The 17,388-nt window shown below is 31.2% G+C and carries 20 protein-coding genes; 8 read left to right on the top strand and 12 right to left on the bottom strand.

Annotation, left to right across the window (positions count from 1 at the left end):
- Nucleotides 1-65 precede the first annotated feature (65 nt).
- Both CN692_RS13825 and CN692_RS13820 read right to left on the bottom strand, forming a co-directional pair.
- Nucleotides 66-1,868, bottom strand: a complete 1,803-nt coding sequence (locus CN692_RS13825) for a sensor histidine kinase (RefSeq protein WP_179874442.1) — start codon at nucleotides 1,866-1,868, stop codon at nucleotides 66-68.
- A gap of 3 nt (nucleotides 1,869-1,871) precedes the next feature.
- Entirely contained in the window at nucleotides 1,872-2,546 is a 675-nt protein-coding gene (locus CN692_RS13820) for a response regulator transcription factor (RefSeq protein ID WP_098119754.1), read from the bottom strand.
- A gap of 242 nt (nucleotides 2,547-2,788) precedes the next feature.
- Between CN692_RS13820 and plsY the strand changes: the two genes are divergently transcribed.
- Nucleotides 2,789-3,382 (top strand): glycerol-3-phosphate 1-O-acyltransferase PlsY, encoded by a 594-nt coding sequence (gene plsY, locus CN692_RS13815; RefSeq protein WP_098119753.1) that lies wholly within the window; start codon nucleotides 2,789-2,791, stop codon nucleotides 3,380-3,382.
- A gap of 188 nt (nucleotides 3,383-3,570) precedes the next feature.
- Here plsY and CN692_RS13810 read toward each other — a convergent pair whose 3' ends face one another.
- Nucleotides 3,571-3,987, bottom strand: coding sequence for an acyl-CoA thioesterase (locus tag CN692_RS13810; protein ID WP_098119752.1), 417 nt, complete (start codon nucleotides 3,985-3,987; stop codon nucleotides 3,571-3,573).
- 141 nt (nucleotides 3,988-4,128) lie between these two features.
- On the opposite strand from CN692_RS13810, the gene CN692_RS25855 reads away from it, so the two are divergent.
- The 3 genes from CN692_RS25855 to CN692_RS13800 all read left to right on the top strand — a co-directional run bounded on the left by CN692_RS25855 (nucleotide 4,129) and on the right by CN692_RS13800 (nucleotide 6,600).
- Complete coding sequence (locus CN692_RS25855) at nucleotides 4,129-4,290, top strand: hypothetical protein (protein ID WP_179865468.1); 162 nt, start codon at nucleotides 4,129-4,131, stop codon at nucleotides 4,288-4,290.
- Nucleotides 4,271-5,161, top strand: a complete 891-nt coding sequence (locus tag CN692_RS13805) for a prohibitin family protein (RefSeq protein WP_098119751.1) — start codon at nucleotides 4,271-4,273, stop codon at nucleotides 5,159-5,161. The genes CN692_RS25855 and CN692_RS13805 overlap by 20 nt, the downstream gene beginning before the upstream one ends.
- Before the next feature lie 155 nt (nucleotides 5,162-5,316).
- Nucleotides 5,317-6,600 (top strand): glycosyl hydrolase family 18 protein, encoded by a 1,284-nt coding sequence (locus tag CN692_RS13800; RefSeq protein WP_098119750.1) that lies wholly within the window; start codon nucleotides 5,317-5,319, stop codon nucleotides 6,598-6,600.
- A gap of 53 nt (nucleotides 6,601-6,653) precedes the next feature.
- Here CN692_RS13800 and tlp read toward each other — a convergent pair whose 3' ends face one another.
- From tlp to acnA, 5 genes are all read right to left on the bottom strand, one after another.
- Nucleotides 6,654-6,881 carry a small acid-soluble spore protein Tlp gene (tlp, locus tag CN692_RS13795; RefSeq protein ID WP_373604960.1) on the bottom strand — a complete coding sequence of 76 codons (228 nt, stop codon included), beginning with the start codon at nucleotides 6,879-6,881 and terminating at the stop codon, nucleotides 6,654-6,656.
- Between the two features lie 43 nt (nucleotides 6,882-6,924).
- A complete protein-coding gene (locus CN692_RS13790; protein ID WP_069032371.1) occupies nucleotides 6,925-7,065 on the bottom strand; it encodes an acid-soluble spore protein N in 141 nt (46 codons plus the stop codon).
- A 104-nt stretch (nucleotides 7,066-7,169) separates the two neighbouring features.
- Complete coding sequence (locus tag CN692_RS13785; protein ID WP_098119748.1) at nucleotides 7,170-7,307, bottom strand: FbpB family small basic protein; 138 nt, start codon at nucleotides 7,305-7,307, stop codon at nucleotides 7,170-7,172.
- 72 nt (nucleotides 7,308-7,379) lie between these two features.
- Nucleotides 7,380-7,931, bottom strand: a complete 552-nt coding sequence (locus tag CN692_RS13780) for a TlpA family protein disulfide reductase (RefSeq protein ID WP_098119747.1) — start codon at nucleotides 7,929-7,931, stop codon at nucleotides 7,380-7,382.
- Nucleotides 7,932-8,592: 661 nt separating this feature from the next.
- Nucleotides 8,593-11,319 (bottom strand): aconitate hydratase AcnA, encoded by a 2,727-nt coding sequence (gene acnA, locus CN692_RS13775; RefSeq protein ID WP_098119746.1) that lies wholly within the window; start codon nucleotides 11,317-11,319, stop codon nucleotides 8,593-8,595.
- Between the two features lie 1,099 nt (nucleotides 11,320-12,418).
- Here acnA and sspO point away from each other — a divergent pair.
- The 3 genes from sspO (at nucleotide 12,419) to CN692_RS13755 (ending at nucleotide 13,638) form a co-directional block, all read left to right on the top strand.
- On the top strand, nucleotides 12,419-12,565 hold the full coding sequence (gene sspO, locus CN692_RS13770) for a small acid-soluble spore protein O (protein WP_098119745.1): 147 nt from the start codon (nucleotides 12,419-12,421) through the stop codon (nucleotides 12,563-12,565).
- A 755-nt stretch (nucleotides 12,566-13,320) separates the two neighbouring features.
- Nucleotides 13,321-13,455, top strand: a complete 135-nt coding sequence (locus CN692_RS13760; protein ID WP_098119743.1) for a small acid-soluble spore protein P — start codon at nucleotides 13,321-13,323, stop codon at nucleotides 13,453-13,455.
- Nucleotides 13,456-13,482: 27 nt separating this feature from the next.
- Entirely contained in the window at nucleotides 13,483-13,638 is a 156-nt protein-coding gene (locus CN692_RS13755) for a YfhD family protein (protein ID WP_098119742.1), read from the top strand.
- Between the two features lie 48 nt (nucleotides 13,639-13,686).
- Here CN692_RS13755 and CN692_RS13750 read toward each other — a convergent pair whose 3' ends face one another.
- Entirely contained in the window at nucleotides 13,687-14,391 is a 705-nt protein-coding gene (locus tag CN692_RS13750; RefSeq protein WP_098119741.1) for a DsbA family protein, read from the bottom strand.
- A 186-nt stretch (nucleotides 14,392-14,577) separates the two neighbouring features.
- Complete coding sequence (locus CN692_RS13745; RefSeq protein WP_098119740.1) at nucleotides 14,578-15,048, bottom strand: hypothetical protein; 471 nt, start codon at nucleotides 15,046-15,048, stop codon at nucleotides 14,578-14,580.
- 184 nt (nucleotides 15,049-15,232) lie between these two features.
- Here CN692_RS13745 and CN692_RS13740 point away from each other — a divergent pair, with 184 nt between their 5' ends.
- Nucleotides 15,233-15,664, top strand: coding sequence for a DUF2621 family protein (locus CN692_RS13740; protein ID WP_098119739.1), 432 nt, complete (start codon nucleotides 15,233-15,235; stop codon nucleotides 15,662-15,664).
- 48 nt (nucleotides 15,665-15,712) lie between these two features.
- On the opposite strand, the gene CN692_RS13735 is transcribed toward CN692_RS13740, so the two are convergent.
- Both CN692_RS13735 and CN692_RS13730 read right to left on the bottom strand, forming a co-directional pair.
- Complete coding sequence (locus CN692_RS13735) at nucleotides 15,713-16,192, bottom strand: CcdC family protein (RefSeq protein ID WP_098119820.1); 480 nt, start codon at nucleotides 16,190-16,192, stop codon at nucleotides 15,713-15,715.
- 166 nt (nucleotides 16,193-16,358) lie between these two features.
- Complete coding sequence (locus CN692_RS13730; RefSeq protein ID WP_098119738.1) at nucleotides 16,359-17,066, bottom strand: cytochrome c biogenesis CcdA family protein; 708 nt, start codon at nucleotides 17,064-17,066, stop codon at nucleotides 16,359-16,361.
- Nucleotides 17,067-17,388 lie beyond the last annotated feature (322 nt).

The following is a 17,388-nucleotide window of genomic DNA, read 5'->3' as shown; positions in this document are numbered from 1 at the left end:
TCCAATATGTAAGTATCTTTAATTGATATTAATTTAACCCACCCGTGTGTATTTGCTGTGAACTTTTAAACATAATTTGAATAAATTTTTAAATTAAAAGTAAATTCAACGCCATCTTCTTTATTATGAGCTTTAATAGTTGAATGATGTAAATCAAGAATTGTTTTTACGATTGCTAAACCTAACCCTGTCCCACCATTTTGTCTATTTCTAGATTCATCAATTCGATAGAAGCGATCCCAAATTTTATCAATCTTATCAGCTGGAATATGATTGCCTTCATTAAATATTGAAATTTTTACATATTCACCTTCATTTAATAAATTTATTTTTATGACACTTCCCGGGTTACCATAATGGATTGCATTTGAAAGGATATTAATGATTACTTGTTCTATTTTTCTTTTTTCACCGATTACTAGCGTTTCTTCATCAAGATTATAATCAAATTTATACGGATTATCATTCGAACTATTTTCAAACAGTCGAATAATTACATTTTCTATGCAATCCACAATTAAGAAAGGTTCACTTTTAAGTGTGTATGTACCTGATTGAAGTTTAGAAAGCTCTAACATATCTACTACAAGACCATTCATGCGATCAACTTCTTCAAGGATTACATCTGCATAATAACCATTTTTTTCAATATTTAATCCATCTTTTAAACCTTCTGCATAACTTTGTACAATACTTAAAGGAGTTTTTAACTCATGTGAGACACCGCTTATAAACTCTTTTCGTATTTCTTCTAACTGTTTCTCTTTTTCAATATCTTGCATTAATTTATGATTTGCTTGTTGTAAATTGTCGATTGTGCTAGCCAAATTTTCTGATAATGAATTAATCGATTTTGACAATTGTCCAATTTCATCTTCTGATTCAATATCAATTTTCTCGTTAAAGTTGAGCTTTGCTAATTGATTTGTAACAGCGTTCATTTTTATTAAAGGCTTTGTAATCAGTTTTGAATAGTAAAAAGAAATGATCACAATCAATAATAAAGCAACAATAAAAGCATAAATATAAAAATCTTTTAAAACATACATTGCTTCATCTACTGGTTGAAGGGATGTAATCGCAAAAATAACTTCCTTAGACCCCTTATGTGTATTGATTGGGTAAATAAACACTTTGTTTTCTAATCCATTTGCCTTATCAAAATAGCGATAAATTAATGGATAATCGTTTTCTGTGTGGCCGGAAAAATCCTCATCACTCTTGGTCCAATCAGTAATTGCACCCATCAATGAATTCATTTGAGCAGAATAGGTATATTGATTTGCAATAGGTAGATGTAAAGTAACAACTTTCCCTTTAATTTCAACATTTACCATTTCCTGGATGCTGTTTTTAGTTGATAATTGTATAGGATTAGTAGGTTGATTTTCCTCCTCCCACACCCCCATATTCGTCTTTATATAAAGCGGAATAAAATAATCGTCTTGAACAAAACCCCGAATTGTAATACTTGAATTCTCTTTAATATTTAATCTTAAAATACTATCTATTTGGTCAGAATACAGTAGATTATTTAAAGGCACATATACTTTTTTCCCTGCGTCTGTACGTACCGTTAAATCAAAATTATTCTCAGCTTTAAGAACACCTCTTTTATCCAATACCGCTAAAGTCGTGTTATATTTTGAATAAAGCTTAGATAATTCCTGTTGAAACTGGGTATTGTTATACTTTCCTGCTTTATACGCCATTGCAAATTTAGTCAATTCTTGTGAAACAATATTTACTTTTTTATTCGTATAAAAGGATTGCATAAAGACTGACTGACCTACAAAAACAATGATTAAAAAAATGATTAACAACAAAGTTATCGATAAAAAAAGCTTACGAACAATACTCTTTTTCATCATCTACTCCTCAAACTTATAGCCCACTCTTATAACTGTAGCTATATGCTTTGCCTTATCTCCCAATTTATGTCTCAGTTTTTTTATATGCGTATCAACTGTTCTACCATCTCCAAAGTAATCAAAACCCCATATATTATTCAGTAGTTGATCCCTGGTTAAAACAATGCCTTTATTATCAATTAAGTAACACAATAACTCGAATTCTTTATTCGTAAGCTGCAGTGCTTCATTGTTAATAGAAGCAGTCCTTGACGAAGTATTTATTGTAATTCCACAAATCATTTTCGTATCTTTATCGTCTTCTTTTAGATCAGTTGTTCGTCTAAGCACACTTTTTGCTTTTGCAACAAGTATTTTAGGACTAAATGGCTTTGTCACATATTCATCAGTACCTAATTCAAATCCTAATAATTGATCCTCTTCTTCTGAGCGGGCTGTAATCATAATAATAGGTATATTAGATTGCTCCCTAATTAACTTACATACTTTCCACCCATCTAATTTAGGTAGCATTAAATCTAAAATAATTAAATCTACTTGGTTCTCATTAAACTTCTTAATTCCTTCTTCTCCATCACCTGCTTCGATGACGATAAACTGATCGTTTTCAAAAAAATCTTTTACAATTTCTCTTAATCTTTTTTCATCTTCAATTAATAAAACTGTCGGATTCATAATTTTTTCCTTCCATTAAGTATAATAATAAAGACAGAATTAGGGATTATGATGTTAAAATTGACAGATTCTAGCCATAAACGTTTCTTCTTTGATTTACATAACCTTACTTCCCTTTTCTTTCTCTTAATCCTGCTATTTAAGTCAATATTCTATTTTATTTATCTATAATTTCGCTTAAAATTGTGATAGAATGATACGATACTGCACTATTTTATATTAGTTTGAAAAGGAGCTAGAACATGAGCTTGGTCATTATAGTACTAGCCTATTTAATCGGATCTGTACCATTCGGTTTAGTAGTTGGAAAATTATTTTACGGAGTAGATATTCGTCAACACGGTAGTGGAAATTTAGGTGCAACAAATACATTCCGCACATTAGGTAAAAAAGCAGGTATTATTGTAACACTTGGAGATATTTTAAAAGGAACACTAGCAGCTTCATTACCTGTAATATTCCATTATCATGGAATTAACCCTCTAATCATTGGACTAATCGCTGTAATTGGACATATGTATCCGATTTTTGCCGGTTTTAGAGGTGGAAAAGCAGTAGCGACTTCAGCTGGGATCTTATTATACGCATCTCCACTCCTTTTTGTTGCCATAATTATAATCTTCGGGATTAGTTTAAAAATATCAAAATACGTATCATTATCTTCAATGTTAACAGCAGTAATTGCCACAGTTTTATCATTCATCATTGAATTTAAAAAAGGCGAGGACTACATACTAACTTATATCCTAATCGTATTAACAATCTTTGTCGTATATAGACATCGCGCAAATATTAAAAGAATCAAAGACAAAACTGAACCAAAAGTTAAATTCTAAAAGCTCATCACAAGCTTAAGAAAAACTCAAAGATTAGAGAAATAAAGGTCTAAACACCTTTCATCTCTAATCTTTTTTATTTACCCTTTACCGTAAATATTTCTAAATCCGTTTCATTACCTAACCATTGCCATTTTACCTTTTTTTAACTAACCCCATTGCTCTACTACCTTTATTTACTTTTAACCCTACTCTAAAGCTTTCTCATAAGCTTCATACCAATCAGGGAACATTCTTTTAAATTTAATCGGTCTAAATGTTTCTTTATGAACAAGGACATGTGTCGAATTCCCGACACAGCATAGATCTCCTTCTTCGTTTATAATTTCGTATTCATATATAACTTTAAGTGGTGTAAGCGATTTTACTTTTGTTTTAACTTTAGCAGTCTGTCCATATCGTAGGCTTTTCTTATACGATACATTCAAATCAATAACAGGTGAAATCACTCCTTGTGATTCCATTTCTGCGTAATTAAAGCCTAAGTCTTTGATTAATTGAGTTCGTCCAATCTCGAACCAAACTAAATAATTTGCATGGTAAACTACACCCATTGCATCTGTTTCTGCATATCTTACTTCAACTAATTTCTCTGATATAAACATAATTTCACCTCATCTTCTTCTACAGAATACTTTACCAAAAAATTAATAATTGTTCTATTTTTTAACATACACTAAATGTTATAATTTTCTTATAATTAATTAATCATTTTCTAATATTCTAAAATTGGGAGGCAGATTTTATTGAAGGTCATATTAGGGTCAATTATCATCATCCTTCTTTTATTATTCGGTTTATGGCTACTTCTCTCACCGACCTTTGAAAAAATCGGTGACAAAACAGTAAAAGTAAAAAATATTTTGAAGGAGAAGGAGGAAAAGCAAAATGGAAATTCGTCCAAGTGAAACTAAAAAATCATTTATGAATCGTAAAGTTATTGGTGGGATCATTGCTGGTATCGCACTTATTTTAATTGTTACAATTCCTACTTTATTTATTGAGAAAATAACACCTGGTTATGTAGGGGTTGTTTATTCACCAAATGGAGGAATACAAAAAAATACACTTTCACAAGGTTGGAATTTTGTTGGTTTATTTGATAAAGTCACCGAATATCCAGTCCGCTTACGAACAGTAGAATATAAAGATGTTGCCCTAGCTACTTCAGACGGAAAAAGAATTGAAATGGATTTATCTTACACATATAAAATTGATCCTTCAAAAGTTGTCTCAATGTTTAATGAGTTTGGTCCAGTTGCTATCGAAGAAATAGAAGATACATATTTAAAGAAACGATTACAAGATGCAGCGCGAATTGCAGTTTCGAAATACACAGTTTTACAATTATATGGAGAGAAATCAAGTAACGCCTCTGCAGATATTGAGACAATTTATAAAGATGATGTAAAAGTACTTGGATTTTTTGTTGAAAATTTAACTTTAGGAACACCAAAACCTGATGCAAAAACACAAGATGCAATTGATGCAAGAGTCCAAGCAGCCCAAGAAAATGATCGTAAAAAAATTGAACTTGAAACTGCTCGAATTGAAGCTGAGAAAAAGAAGGTAGAAGCTCATGCCGACGCTGATTCACAGCTAATTCGTGCTCAAGGTCAAGCAAAAGCAAACCAAGTCATTCAGCACTCATTAACGAAAGAATTAATTGAATATAAAAAAGCAGAAAAATGGGATGGTAAACTACCTACTGTTTCAGGAAGCGATGCTAATATCATTCAATTCCCTATTGATCCAAATAGTAATAATGAAACAAAATAATGATTATATTTTCAAAACCTAGTCTATGGCTAGGTTTGTTTCTTTTTAAAATGAAATTGATTTGCTTTTCCACCTATTCTCTTCTAATCCAAACTCTAGGGCATATATTTAATAGAGACGAATATCTACGTTTGATGAAAGGAGATAGACAAAAAATGCAAATTCATGTAGTGAAAAGCGGAGAAACAGTCATGAGTATTGCAGATTTTTATGGAGTTGAAAGGCAATCACTCATAAATGCAAATGCTCTAGTAGCTCCTTATAAAATAATAAAAGGTCAAGCGCTTGTTGTACCAACTACAGGAAACGAATATATTGTCCAACCTGGAGATAATTTATACGATCTTGGTTTAACGTATGGAGTTTCAGCAAGTCAAATTGCTACCTATAGTGGGATTAGTCCATATGCATCTTTAAATGTCGGCCAAAAGCTACATTTGCCAGCACGTAAAAAAAGAAATGTTGAATCAATTGGCTACTTACAACCTACTTCAAACCCAATTAAGCCTGCTCTAGAAGATGCTGCACGCAAGGAAGGAAAGTTTTTAACTTATTTAGCACATTTTAGCTTTGATGCAAAAAGGGATGGTTCTTTAACAGAGCCACCATTAGGTAATATTCCACAAATCGCTAAGGAAAACCGTAATATCTATATGATGGTTGTATCAAATCTTGAAAATGGCCAATTCTCCACATCACTTGCAACTGATATTTTACAAAGTACAGCCGTTCAAGATCGTTTAATAAACACAATCATTAGCACAGCAAATAAATACGGCTTTAGAGAAGTAAATGTAGACTTTGAAGACGTTGCTTCTAAAGATCGAGTCCCTTATATTAACTTTTTAAATAAATTAAAATCTAGACTCCCTCAAGGATTCATCTTAAGTGCTACATTAATACCTAAAACAAGCTCAACTCAAAAAGGAAGATTTTACGAAGCACATGATTATGCAAATATTGGGAAAGTTGTAGACTTTGTCGTTATCATGACTTATGACTGGGGTTGGCAAGGTGGTCCACCAATGGCCGTATCTCCTATCGACCAAGTTCGTAAAGTAATCAATTACGCAAAAACTGTTATCCCAGTACCTAAAATTATGATGGGGCAAAACTTATACGGCTTTGACTGGAAAGTTCCTTTTAAACAAGGTACGATGGCAAAAGCCTTAAGCGCAGAAGCAGCTACAAATTTAGCAATTCAAATGACAAATGAAATTCTTTTTGATAACAAAGCAAAAGCACCATATTTCCGTTACACAGAATCAAACGGGCAAAAACATGAAGTCTGGTTTGAAGATGCGAGATCGATTCAGGCGAAATTTAACTTAATAAAAGAAGAAAATATCCGCGGTATTTCCTATTGGAAGTTAGGTTTACCGTTTATCCAAAATTGGGAACTTCTAGAGGCTAACTTTAATGTCGTAAAAAGAGCATAAAAAAAAGCTAGGTATTTATGAGTCAGACTCAGAGTACCTAGCTTCTTTTTTATTCAGTCATTCGTATTATTAAATGCCTGCTCGTCCCTTAGTTCACTTTCTAATGCTGAAAGTGATTCCTCACGACGTTGATTTTTTTCTATTGCATTTTGTTTTTGCTGTTCATTACCAATCTGCATTGAAGTCTCTGCTTCTTTAATATTTTCCTTCGTATTATTAATCATATCTTGAATTTTATCAGCATTATCACTGCGATCATCTGGCTTTGATTTGTATTCCATCATTAATCACTCCAATTCAAAATTGTGTTTTGGAATTTGAATATTACCCGTTATCAACGATTGGTTGTTTGCCAGTAGGATCTTTATATTGCATTTGTTTACCCTTATTCCCGCCAGCTGCTTTGTTTTGAGTACCAACATGATTTGGTACAAAATCTTTAGGATGTTTTTTAGGATTTCCCATTTTATCGCCCCCTAGCGATAGTATGAGTTTTGTTACTTTAAATATGTAAAAAAAATCGATTTTAAAAAACAAAAAAAGAAGGATAAATTCCTTCTTACTCTTGTCTATTCTGCTTTAGCTTTTCTTTCTAAACGTTCTTCTAAACGATCATATATTTTATTTAAAGCTTCCGCATCATTTAATAGAGAATTTTTATTTTCATTAATTAATTCTTGAAACGATTTATGTCTCTTCTTTCTCATAACAATCACCTCTTCTTTTTATGTTAGTATTGACAAAAAAAAGAGTTTTCTTACATTTTAGTAAATTTTTTCTTATTTTAAAAATGTATTTAATTGTTTCTCAGTAACTGGTCCTATTTGCTTAAAAACAATCTCGCCATTCGCATTAATAAAATATGTAGTAGGAATTGAAATCACACCATATTTCCGAAAATTATCTCCATTTTCATCAATTAAGATATTATAATTCATACTATTTTTACTAACAAAATTCTTAATAAAATTCAAATCTTTCTTCTCACCAATATAATCTGCAACACCAATCATTTCAATATCTTTATGTGCTTGATGAAACTTCTCTAATGCCGGAATTTCATCTTGGCACGGAGGACACCATGTAGCCCAGAAATTTAAGATTACTTTTTTGCCTTTGAACGAAGATAAATTAACCTTCTTCTCATCCAAAGTCATCAATTGAATATCAGGTGCTTGCTGACCAACTTGTACACCCAATTTTTGAATCGAAGCAATATACGCATCATTATTACTAGTAACCTTACTCTCTGCTTCTTTTTTCTCGTATAATTGAAAAAATGAATAGCCTAACGCAACTAAAAGCACTAACAAAGGAATTACTTTTCTCATACAAATCACCCTTTTAATTAACTATCTCTATTTAACCATAATAAATACAAAAGTGGAACAAGCCCGAATATCTTCAAAGCGATTTTTTTACGCACTACATAATGACTTTTAATATTAATTCTTTTTTTCTAAAATTATTTCGAAATAAATCCCACTTTTTATCTCATTTTATATTTTTTACATGAATGGTTTATTAATTCGTAATTTTAATTAATTATTTAGAGGAATTTGTAATGACAATAGGGCGACCACCAATCCATTGATTTGTAGCTGTGTTTGGGATTGTACTTTTAAATACAATCCCGTATTTTAAATGCGATTCTTAAAAAAATGGTAAAAAAACGATATTTTTTTATAAAATCAGTAGAATGAACACCACTTTTCAATGAAATTTGATGAATTTCATCTAATTTCTTTCAGATTTCTCCTAAAAATCATAAAATCGGTTAGTTTATTTGCGTTTCCCTGATTTTTTTGCGATTACCCGATTTTAATTGCGATTCTCCTTTTTTATTTGCGATTGCCCCAATTTATTTGCGATTCTCCTTTTTTATTTGCGACTCCCGGATTTTAAGTGTGATGCCCAACTTTAAAAGCGATCCCATAATATATTCAAACAACAAAAAAACACGATCCAAAAAGGACCGTGTTTTTCATCTAATTAATGAGTTACTTTAGAATTATTTAATTTATCACGTAATACCATTTGTAAGATACCACCGTGACGGTAGTAGTCAATTTCAACTTCGCTATCGAAACGAGCAACTACATCAAATTCAACAGTTGTTCCGTCTTCTTTAGTTGCAGTTACTTTTACAAGATCACGTGGTTTAACATTTTCATCTACAGTAACAGCAAAGATTTCTTTACCTGTTAATCCAAATGTTTCAGCATTTTCACCAGCTTTAAATTGAAGTGGTAAAACTCCCATTAATACTAGGTTACTTCTGTGAATACGTTCGAAGCTTTCAGCTAGAACTGTTTTGATGCCTAAAAGATTTGTTCCTTTAGCAGCCCAGTCACGAGAACTTCCCATACCGTAGTCATTTCCAGCTAAAATCATTAGTCCAGTACCGTCTTCTTTATAACGCATTGCTGCATCATAAATTGACATAACTTCGCCAGTTGGCCAGTAAGTAGTGTATCCACCTTCTGTACCTGGTGCGATTTGGTTACGGATACGGATGTTAGCGAATGTACCACGCATCATTACATCATGGTTACCACGACGAGAACCATATGAGTTAAAGTCTACAGGTTTAACATCTTTACTTTGTAAGTAAAGTCCTGCAGGAGTTGTTTTACCAATTGAACCAGCTGGTGAAATGTGGTCAGTTGTTACTGAATCACCGAATTTACCAACGATTTTTAAACCAGCTAATGGTTTAACTACGCCTGGCTCTTTTGATAAACCTTCAAAGAATGGAGGATTAGCGATATAAGTTGATTCGCTATCCCATTTGTATAATGAATCATCAGTTGTTTGAATTTCGTTCCAACGTTTGTTATCTTCAAATACTCTTTCATATTCTTTCTTGAATAATTCAGGAGTAACTGTAGCAGCAACAACTTCTTGTACTTCAGCAGATGTTGGCCAAATGTCTTTTAAGAATACATCGTTTCCATCTTTGTCTTGACCGATTGGTTCAACAGAGAAGTCGATATTTACATTACCAGCTAACGCGTAAGCAACTACTAATGGTGGTGATGCTAAGTAGTTACCTTTAACTTGAGGATGAATACGTCCTTCAAAGTTACGGTTACCAGAAAGTACTGATGTTACTAACATATCATTATCAGCAATTGCTTCTTCCATTTCAGGTGCTAATGGACCAGAGTTACCGATACATGTAGTACATCCGTAACCAACAATGTTAAATCCTAATTGGTTTAAGAAAGGAATTAAACCAGCTTCTTGTAAATATCCACTAACAACTTTAGAACCAGGAGCTAATGAAGTTTTTACATAAGCAGGCACAGTTAATCCTTTTTCAACAGCTTTTTTAGCTACTAAACCAGCACCTAACATTACGTATGGGTTTGAAGTATTTGTACAACTTGTGATTGCTGCAATTGCTACTGCACCAGTTTTAAAAGTTGTTTCAGTACCGTTTTCGAATTTAACATTTACTTCTTTATTTAATGTTTCATCAGTTAAACCGAAACCTGCATTACCCATAGGAGCAGAAACTGCTGCTTGGAATGCTTTTTTCATTTCTGATAATGGAATTAAATCTTGTGGACGTTTTGGACCAGAAAGATTTGATTCAATTTCTGAAAGATTGATTTCAACTAAATCAGTGAATGTAGGATCTTCTAGATCTGTTGTATAGAATAAATCATTAGCTTTACAGTATGCTTCTACTAATTGAATTTGCTCTTCACTACGACCTGTTAAGCGTAAGTAGTTAAGTGCTTCAACATCAACTGGGAAGAATCCACATGTTGCACCATACTCAGGAGCCATGTTTGCGATTGTTGCACGGTCTGCTAGAGGCATGCTTTGTAAACCTGGTCCAAAGAACTCAACGAATTTATTTACTACACCTTTTTTACGTAAAACTTCAGTAACTTTTAACGCTACGTCAGTTGCAGTCGTTCCACTTGGTAAAGAACCAGTTAATTTAACACCGATTACTTCTGGAACTGGGAAATATGATGGTTGACCAAGCATTCCTGCTTCAGCCTCGATACCACCTACACCCCAACCTAATACACCGATACCATTGATCATTGTAGTATGTGAGTCAGTACCTACTAATGTATCTGGGAATGCTACTACTTCACCATCTGCATTTGCAACTGCTTGAACTACGTTAGCTAAGTATTCTAAGTTAACTTGGTGTACGATACCAGTTGCTGGTGGTACTGCACGATAGTTATTAAATGCTTTTTGAGCCCAGCTTAAGAATTGGTAACGCTCTTCGTTACGAGAAAATTCTAAATCCATATTGAAATCCAATGCATCAACTGAACCAGCTTTATCAACCATTACAGAGTGGTCAATTACTAGGTCTACTGGAATTTCAGGATTAATTACTTCAGGGTCTCCACCCATATCTGCCATTGCCTTACGTAATGAAGCTAAGTCAACTACAGCTGGAACACCAGTGAAGTCTTGTAAAATTACACGAGAAGGTTTAAACGGAACATCTACATCTTGTAGCTCGCTTGTTCCCCATTTTGCTAAATTTTCAACATGATCTTTTGTAATTACTCTTCCATCTACTTGACGAAGAACTGACTCTAGTAACACTTTAATCGAATAAGGTAATTTACCGATTTTAGCTACTCCAGCTTCCTCAATTGCTTTTAAGCGATAATAATGATAAGTTTTATCGTTCGCAGTAAATGTCGAACGAGATTGGAAAACGTCATTTTTCCCCATTGTTCTTCCCCCTATTAAGCAAAAAATGTCTGAATATATTTTATATCCAAACTTTTCAATACCTTACAATAATATATTATTACAATGTATATCATAAGTAAATAAGAAGTAACTTATCATTTGCAATAAGAATTACTTATGACTAAATTTATCGAATAGGAAATTTAATAATCTTTTACTAATATACCAATTTGGCGTACAAAAAATTTAAATTTTTATCTTGGATTAACAAATGTCATTTGAGGAAAATTTAATTTTTTAGTTATAAAAAAATTAAAGCATTTACTCAATAACCTCCCTTAAAAATCAATTCGGGAGACGTTATATATCTTTATTATATCAATAACTAAGCATTTCACACTATACTCCAATCAATGGCAAAACTACCATATACTTATGTATTACTTGGTAGATCTTCATTTATTTAATGGTTTATTAGGGTTAAGTGATTAAAATATTAGTTGTTAATTAGTGGCATACATTTTTTTCTTACTCATGAATCTTAATCAGTATGATTTTTTCATTTTCAAAATTGAATATGTTTTATTCTCACCACGCAAACAAACCCTGTATACACAAATACAAGGTTAAGCTCTTCTTGACGCTCCTTTGTGCGGGTAGGTTCGTAAATCAAAACATTTATATTGTTTTTTTCGCAGTAATTATACCATTTTAAGGCTGCCTGCTTTGTATCTGGAGCTAACTAATTAAATTTGATAAATTTCTTTCGTGATAAGTTGGATTTGTCATTAATCATTTCTCCTTTTTAATAAATTAAAAAAAGCCATTCTAATAGGAAGACTTTTCACAATAATTTAGTTCAATCAGAAAATAGAAGACTTATGTCAATATATTTACAAACAATGAAAACGGTTTGTAATATTAGTCTAAAAGACCAATGTTTTTTTAATTAACCATGCCTTTATGTATACAGATTGTTTTCTCCTCACAAAAATTACCATAAAGATAATTAGGCTACTTAAAAAAATTAAGGAAAGACTATTTTTTATAAAAGGCTTTGTTCAATTAATTCTCAGGCGTTTTTATGAAGATATACAGAAAATAAATCATAGAGCCTTATATTTAAGGAGGAATTTACATGTCTAGACGTAAAAATAATTCAGGTAGTGGTATGTCTGCATCCGTTGAGCAAGGAAAAGCTGCTGGTTTCAATGAAGAAACTGCACAAGAGCCACTTTCAGCAGATTATAAATTAAACAATAAAAAGACTAAAAAAAGACAATAAAATAAACTCGACGATTGGCAAAGAAATATTGGTAGTTATCCACTACTTAATCCGTCGCCAATTTATGAACAAAAAAAATAGCAAGCAATCGCCAAATTGCTTGCTATTTTTAAATTTTTTTTGATCATTACTCAAAATCATCTTTACGTTTTCTTAGAATACCTCTGTTCATTGTCGATTGCGGCATTAAATAAATAATGTCACCAGTTCTTTTTGTCTCTCTATTAACATTACTTTTTCTTCGATTATAGTATAGGAAAAAATTAATCACGTTTCTTTGTCTCTTATTATATTGAACTTTCTTGAACAAGAGATAGAGTACGATCACACCCGAATATATAAGACAAACCGCTAGAACTTGCATAATCAGTATCAGTCTCCTCTTTCATTTTGACTATTACTAGTATTGGTCAAATTACTTGTTTCATACATCAAAAGAGTCAGACAAACTAAAAAAATTAACTTTTACTCTAGTAATTTCTTAGAAAATATATATTTAAAAATTGTTTGTCGTTTTTTTATCTTAAAATTATGAAAAATAATTTTCTCAAACTTTCTATTATTAATGATTCAAAGCTGAATTAAATCATATAAATTCCTCCCTTTCATTAATTTATTTATTATATGGAAAATGGTTATCAAAAATTAGTAGGAAAAATTGATTAAAACGCTTACATTTTAGAATTAGTAAATTTTTCATTGTGGCATATTTTTTTCAATACAACTAAAGCTATTAATAAAGGAAGGTGACAAGAATGACAAACAAATCGTCAAAACGAAATAGCCCAATCGATCATGAAAGTGGGCAACCAAAACCATTAAGTGGTTCTCATAAAGTAAAGAATCAAAATCATTCTAGACAGAAAAAACATAGTAGTCACGATATGTAATTTTTAATTTAATGGAGGGTTTTTAAGTTGAAGAAAAAAAGTAATGGAACGAATAAAATTAATCAGAATATAACACCAGATGGACTAGATGTTGAGTACTCAGCAGAATTAGCTGACCAAGAGGATATGCAAGCGCAAGAGCGTTCAGCTCAAGCAGATGCACGTGTGAAAAAGAAACAATAAACTTGTACAAAAAAGGTATGCGATTATGCTCGCATACCTCTTTTAATCTTATTTATTTACCTCAGCATCAATAGCTGCTTTTATTGATTCTAAACTTGGATTATCAACTGCTTTTCCATTTACAAAAATTGTAGGAGTACCGTTTACGCCATAATGGCCAGCAATCGCAACATCATTAGCAACTTGTTTCATTGCGTCTTTTTTATATAAGTCTTTTTTAAATTGTTTTACATTTAAATCCGGAATAACAGATTTCGCAATACTTGCTAATTTATCTGGTGTAGCCCAAGTTGTTGTTTCATCTTCTTGCTTTAAATAAATTTGCTCTTGAAATTTCCAAAATGAATCTTTGTGCGTTTTATAGATAACTTCAGATGCAAGAGCTGCTAAGTTTGAATCCTTCGAAATAAATGGATAGTTAATAAATGAAAAATTGATTAAACCTTTGTCAATATAATCAGCTTTAAGTTGTGGAAATACGATTTTATTCCACTGTGCACAGATTGGACATTTGTAGTCACCAAATTCAACTACTTCAACCTTTGCGTCTTTATTACTAAATGTTGGCTGATCCTTTGTATCAAAACCATCAACCTTTACATCACTTACTCCAGCTATAGTTGGGTAAACTTCTTCCGTTTTTTTCTTTTGTAGATGTGAAACTAAGAATAACGCTCCAACTAAAACTACGATACCAATAAACACAGAAATAGCAAAAGTTTGATTACTATTAGATTTCTTCTTTTTACTCATTAGTGCTTTATTCCCCCTACATTTATGTACTATTCAATATTGTAACATAAAGGGTTTATCCTAACTATTCATAACACTCACATTAGACAATAATTCATTTTTTACGACTAATGGAACATAAAATCAACTCAACAATATTTATCGAATATAAATAGGGTCGCCCATGAGTGGACGACCCCTTTATTTTTAATTGTTTTTATTTACTAGAACAATCAATTCTTCATCAAATTTTATTTCTGAATTCAATTTTAATAGCTCTCTAATAAAAGCTTTTGGATTTTCAAGTGTTAAAATAATCGGTTGAATCGATTCATTTATATGAATTAATAATGTAATAAGTTCTTTATTTTTTCCATAGACTTCAACTAATTGTTTAATTTCTGTAATATCATGAATTTTAAATTTAAGAGTAAGAATACCTTTATGAATAATAATATCATCTTGAATTAACACAATATCACTTCTTATTAACCGGAAAGCTGTAATACTTAAAACAATGATTACAACCGCAATTTGTAAATAAGTTTTTAAATCATTCCCATTGCCAAGTAACATTGAAATTAACTTGTACAGTACGATAAGGAAGATGGAACTTGCGGCCAAGTAAAATAAAACACTTAAAAAAGTAAAGTGAGAAGAGAATTTAGTTTGTTTCACATCTTTAGCCTCCTCTACGACTTTTTTCTTCGTTTTATCTACTATATGATTCAAATACCTAAAATGAAACTAGTACTTAAAAATAAATGGTCATTTTTTGACAAAAATCCTATGTACTAGCTTGATACTTGTCATATTTTCTTACTATAATAGTGTTATGTTACCTAATACAAGGAGGATACATATGTTTTCATTCTTTTCACAAATTATGATTGTCTTATGGACAATTTTCTTATTAGGAATGATGTCAATAGGCGGATACTTTATGTTCAGAAAGTTTTTAAAACGAATGCCGAAAGAGGATGGAAAATCAATCTTAGATTGGCAGGAAGAATATTTACTAAAAACAAAAGATTTTTGGTCATCTGAACAAAAAGATTTACTAGAAGAATTAGTAAAACCTGTACCATCTTTATTTAGAGATATTGCTCGAGATAAAATTGCAGGTAAAATCGGTGAATTAGCACTACTTAATAACGCAACACAAATTACACAAGGTTTAATTATTGAAGGTTATATTAAAGCAACACCGAGACGAGATCATGCTTTTTTAGTTAAAACTTTAAAGAAAAAAGAAATCGATTTCACGGATTATAAGCATTTACTTGCAAAATAAAATCTTTTTTTCAAAAATAAAACGTGTACCGAATCGGTACACGTTTTATCATGTAATAATTGTATTTGAAGGAAGTTGTCTTCTCAACTTTTGATATGATTTGTACATTGCTAATCTCCAAGGAACAATCATTGAAAAAGCTAGTAAGAAGAACATACCACTTAATTGGCCTACATCGATTGACGAACTTAAGTATAACTTCATAACGATACGAACAACTAATAAACCAAGTAAGATAAATACGAATGATTTTGATCTTTTTAAATAAATTTCATTGTCTACAATTTCAAATTTAGACGTTTTAATAAGGAATAACGAAAAGAAAATCCCCATACAAACAGCTTCTAAAACTTCAGTTCCTGTTAGTCTGAACTCCGGTACTAAATACATTAATGCTCCAGAACTCATAAAAAATGGAGGTAAAATTATTTTTCTTAAGTTTGTAGGCTTTTTAGCAGCTTTTATTCTAACTACAATTACGCCTAATGCCATACAAGTTGCTATAACTGTACTAAATATTATACTCATATTTTTACTCATTTTTTCACTACCTTTTATCTATATCTTTAAGAAAAATATTTCCTTATTTAAACTGATTATATAATACAGTTTCTTCTTTACTGTTGCAAATCCATTAACTTCAAAACCTGCATATTTTTATCACTTGACATTTCAGTTTTAACTTTAAATATCATTAAAAACCTGTAAATCCGCCAAAAAATCTAGTGAAATAAATTGTAATTTTAGTTAACCAGTCAAAATATAACATGATTCCCATAATAATCATTATATATCCACCGAAAACTACGATTTTATGTGAATGCTTTTTAATCCAAGTTAATGAACCTAAATAAAATGACAATACAAAAAATGGGATTGAAAATCCAAGTGTATACGCTAACATATAAAATAGACTTGAACCAGGATTACTCACTGCTAATGCAAATACTGAAGTTAAAATTGGTCCAGTACAAGGTGTCCACCCTGCTGCAAATGCTAACCCAATTAAAGTAGAACCTAGAAATCCAGATGGACGTTTTGAAAATTGAACTCGTCGATCACTCATTAAAAACTTCGGTTGAAAAATTCCTGTAACAACTAAACCTAAAAATACAATTAATATCGCTCCAACTTGACGAATAAAATCTTGATATCTCATAAAAAAAGAACCAATTATTGAAGTACTAAACCCTAATACAATGAAAATTAACGTAAAACCTAGTAAAAAAAACAATGTATGTAGTAAAGTTTTACTTTTATGTATTCTTTTCTCATTTTGCAAATCACTTAAAGATACCCCTGTTATATACGACAAAAACGCTGGATAAATCGGTAAACAGCATGGAGAAATAAAGGAGAGAAATCCCGCTCCAAATGCAATACCAATATTTAAATCCCCCATCAACTTACATCCCTTCTCAACTTACATTCTAGTTAACATTATAACAGAATTGTTTTTTATTTAGTATTAAAAGTAGTTAATACACCGATTGGTACAAATTATTAATTCACGCTTGTTTTTATGAATACAAATAGAAAATGTATTTAGAAAAATTTTAAGCTTTAACATAAAATCTTCTAGATTTTTTAGAAACTTACACGAATGCACGCAATAATAACTTTAGATTTTCATTTATATGGAATAATTTTACTTAAATTTCGGCACACTTTTTAATAAACAATTTTATTAATTGGGTGGGAAAATGTTTAAAAAAATATGGCCA

Origin of the sequence: Bacillus sp. AFS002410, from assembly GCF_002556365.1 — a bacterium.
In the GTDB taxonomy this organism is placed as follows: domain Bacteria; phylum Bacillota; class Bacilli; order Bacillales; family Bacillaceae_G; genus Gottfriedia.
Note: the sequence above shows the minus strand (reverse complement) of the source record. Positions and strands in the feature narration are given on the sequence as shown.

Bases quoted from the DNA above. Each gene is read 5' to 3' on its own strand.
- CN692_RS13825 (WP_179874442.1), bottom strand. From the start codon at position 1,868: ATGAAAAAGAGTATTGTTCGTAAGCTTTTTTTATCGATAACTTTGTTG.
- CN692_RS13820 (WP_098119754.1), bottom strand. From the start codon at position 2,546: ATGAATCCGACAGTTTTATTAATTGAAGATGAAAAAAGATTAAGAGAA.
- plsY (WP_098119753.1), top strand. From the start codon at position 2,789: ATGAGCTTGGTCATTATAGTACTAGCCTATTTAATCGGATCTGTACCA.
- CN692_RS13810 (WP_098119752.1), bottom strand. From the start codon at position 3,987: ATGTTTATATCAGAGAAATTAGTTGAAGTAAGATATGCAGAAACAGAT.
- CN692_RS13805 (WP_098119751.1), top strand. From the start codon at position 4,271: ATGGAAATTCGTCCAAGTGAAACTAAAAAATCATTTATGAATCGTAAA.
- CN692_RS13800 (WP_098119750.1), top strand. From the start codon at position 5,317: ATGCAAATTCATGTAGTGAAAAGCGGAGAAACAGTCATGAGTATTGCA.
- tlp (WP_373604960.1), bottom strand. From the start codon at position 6,881: ATGGAATACAAATCAAAGCCAGATGATCGCAGTGATAATGCTGATAAA.
- CN692_RS13790 (WP_069032371.1), bottom strand. From the start codon at position 7,065: ATGGGAAATCCTAAAAAACATCCTAAAGATTTTGTACCAAATCATGTT.
- CN692_RS13785 (WP_098119748.1), bottom strand. From the start codon at position 7,307: ATGAGAAAGAAGAGACATAAATCGTTTCAAGAATTAATTAATGAAAAT.
- CN692_RS13780 (WP_098119747.1), bottom strand. From the start codon at position 7,931: ATGAGAAAAGTAATTCCTTTGTTAGTGCTTTTAGTTGCGTTAGGCTAT.
- acnA (WP_098119746.1), bottom strand. From the start codon at position 11,319: ATGGGGAAAAATGACGTTTTCCAATCTCGTTCGACATTTACTGCGAAC.
- sspO (WP_098119745.1), top strand. From the start codon at position 12,419: ATGTCTAGACGTAAAAATAATTCAGGTAGTGGTATGTCTGCATCCGTT.
- CN692_RS13760 (WP_098119743.1), top strand. From the start codon at position 13,321: ATGACAAACAAATCGTCAAAACGAAATAGCCCAATCGATCATGAAAGT.
- CN692_RS13750 (WP_098119741.1), bottom strand. From the start codon at position 14,391: ATGAGTAAAAAGAAGAAATCTAATAGTAATCAAACTTTTGCTATTTCT.
- CN692_RS13740 (WP_098119739.1), top strand. From the start codon at position 15,233: ATGTTTTCATTCTTTTCACAAATTATGATTGTCTTATGGACAATTTTC.
- CN692_RS13735 (WP_098119820.1), bottom strand. From the start codon at position 16,192: ATGAGTATAATATTTAGTACAGTTATAGCAACTTGTATGGCATTAGGC.
- CN692_RS13730 (WP_098119738.1), bottom strand. From the start codon at position 17,066: ATGGGGGATTTAAATATTGGTATTGCATTTGGAGCGGGATTTCTCTCC.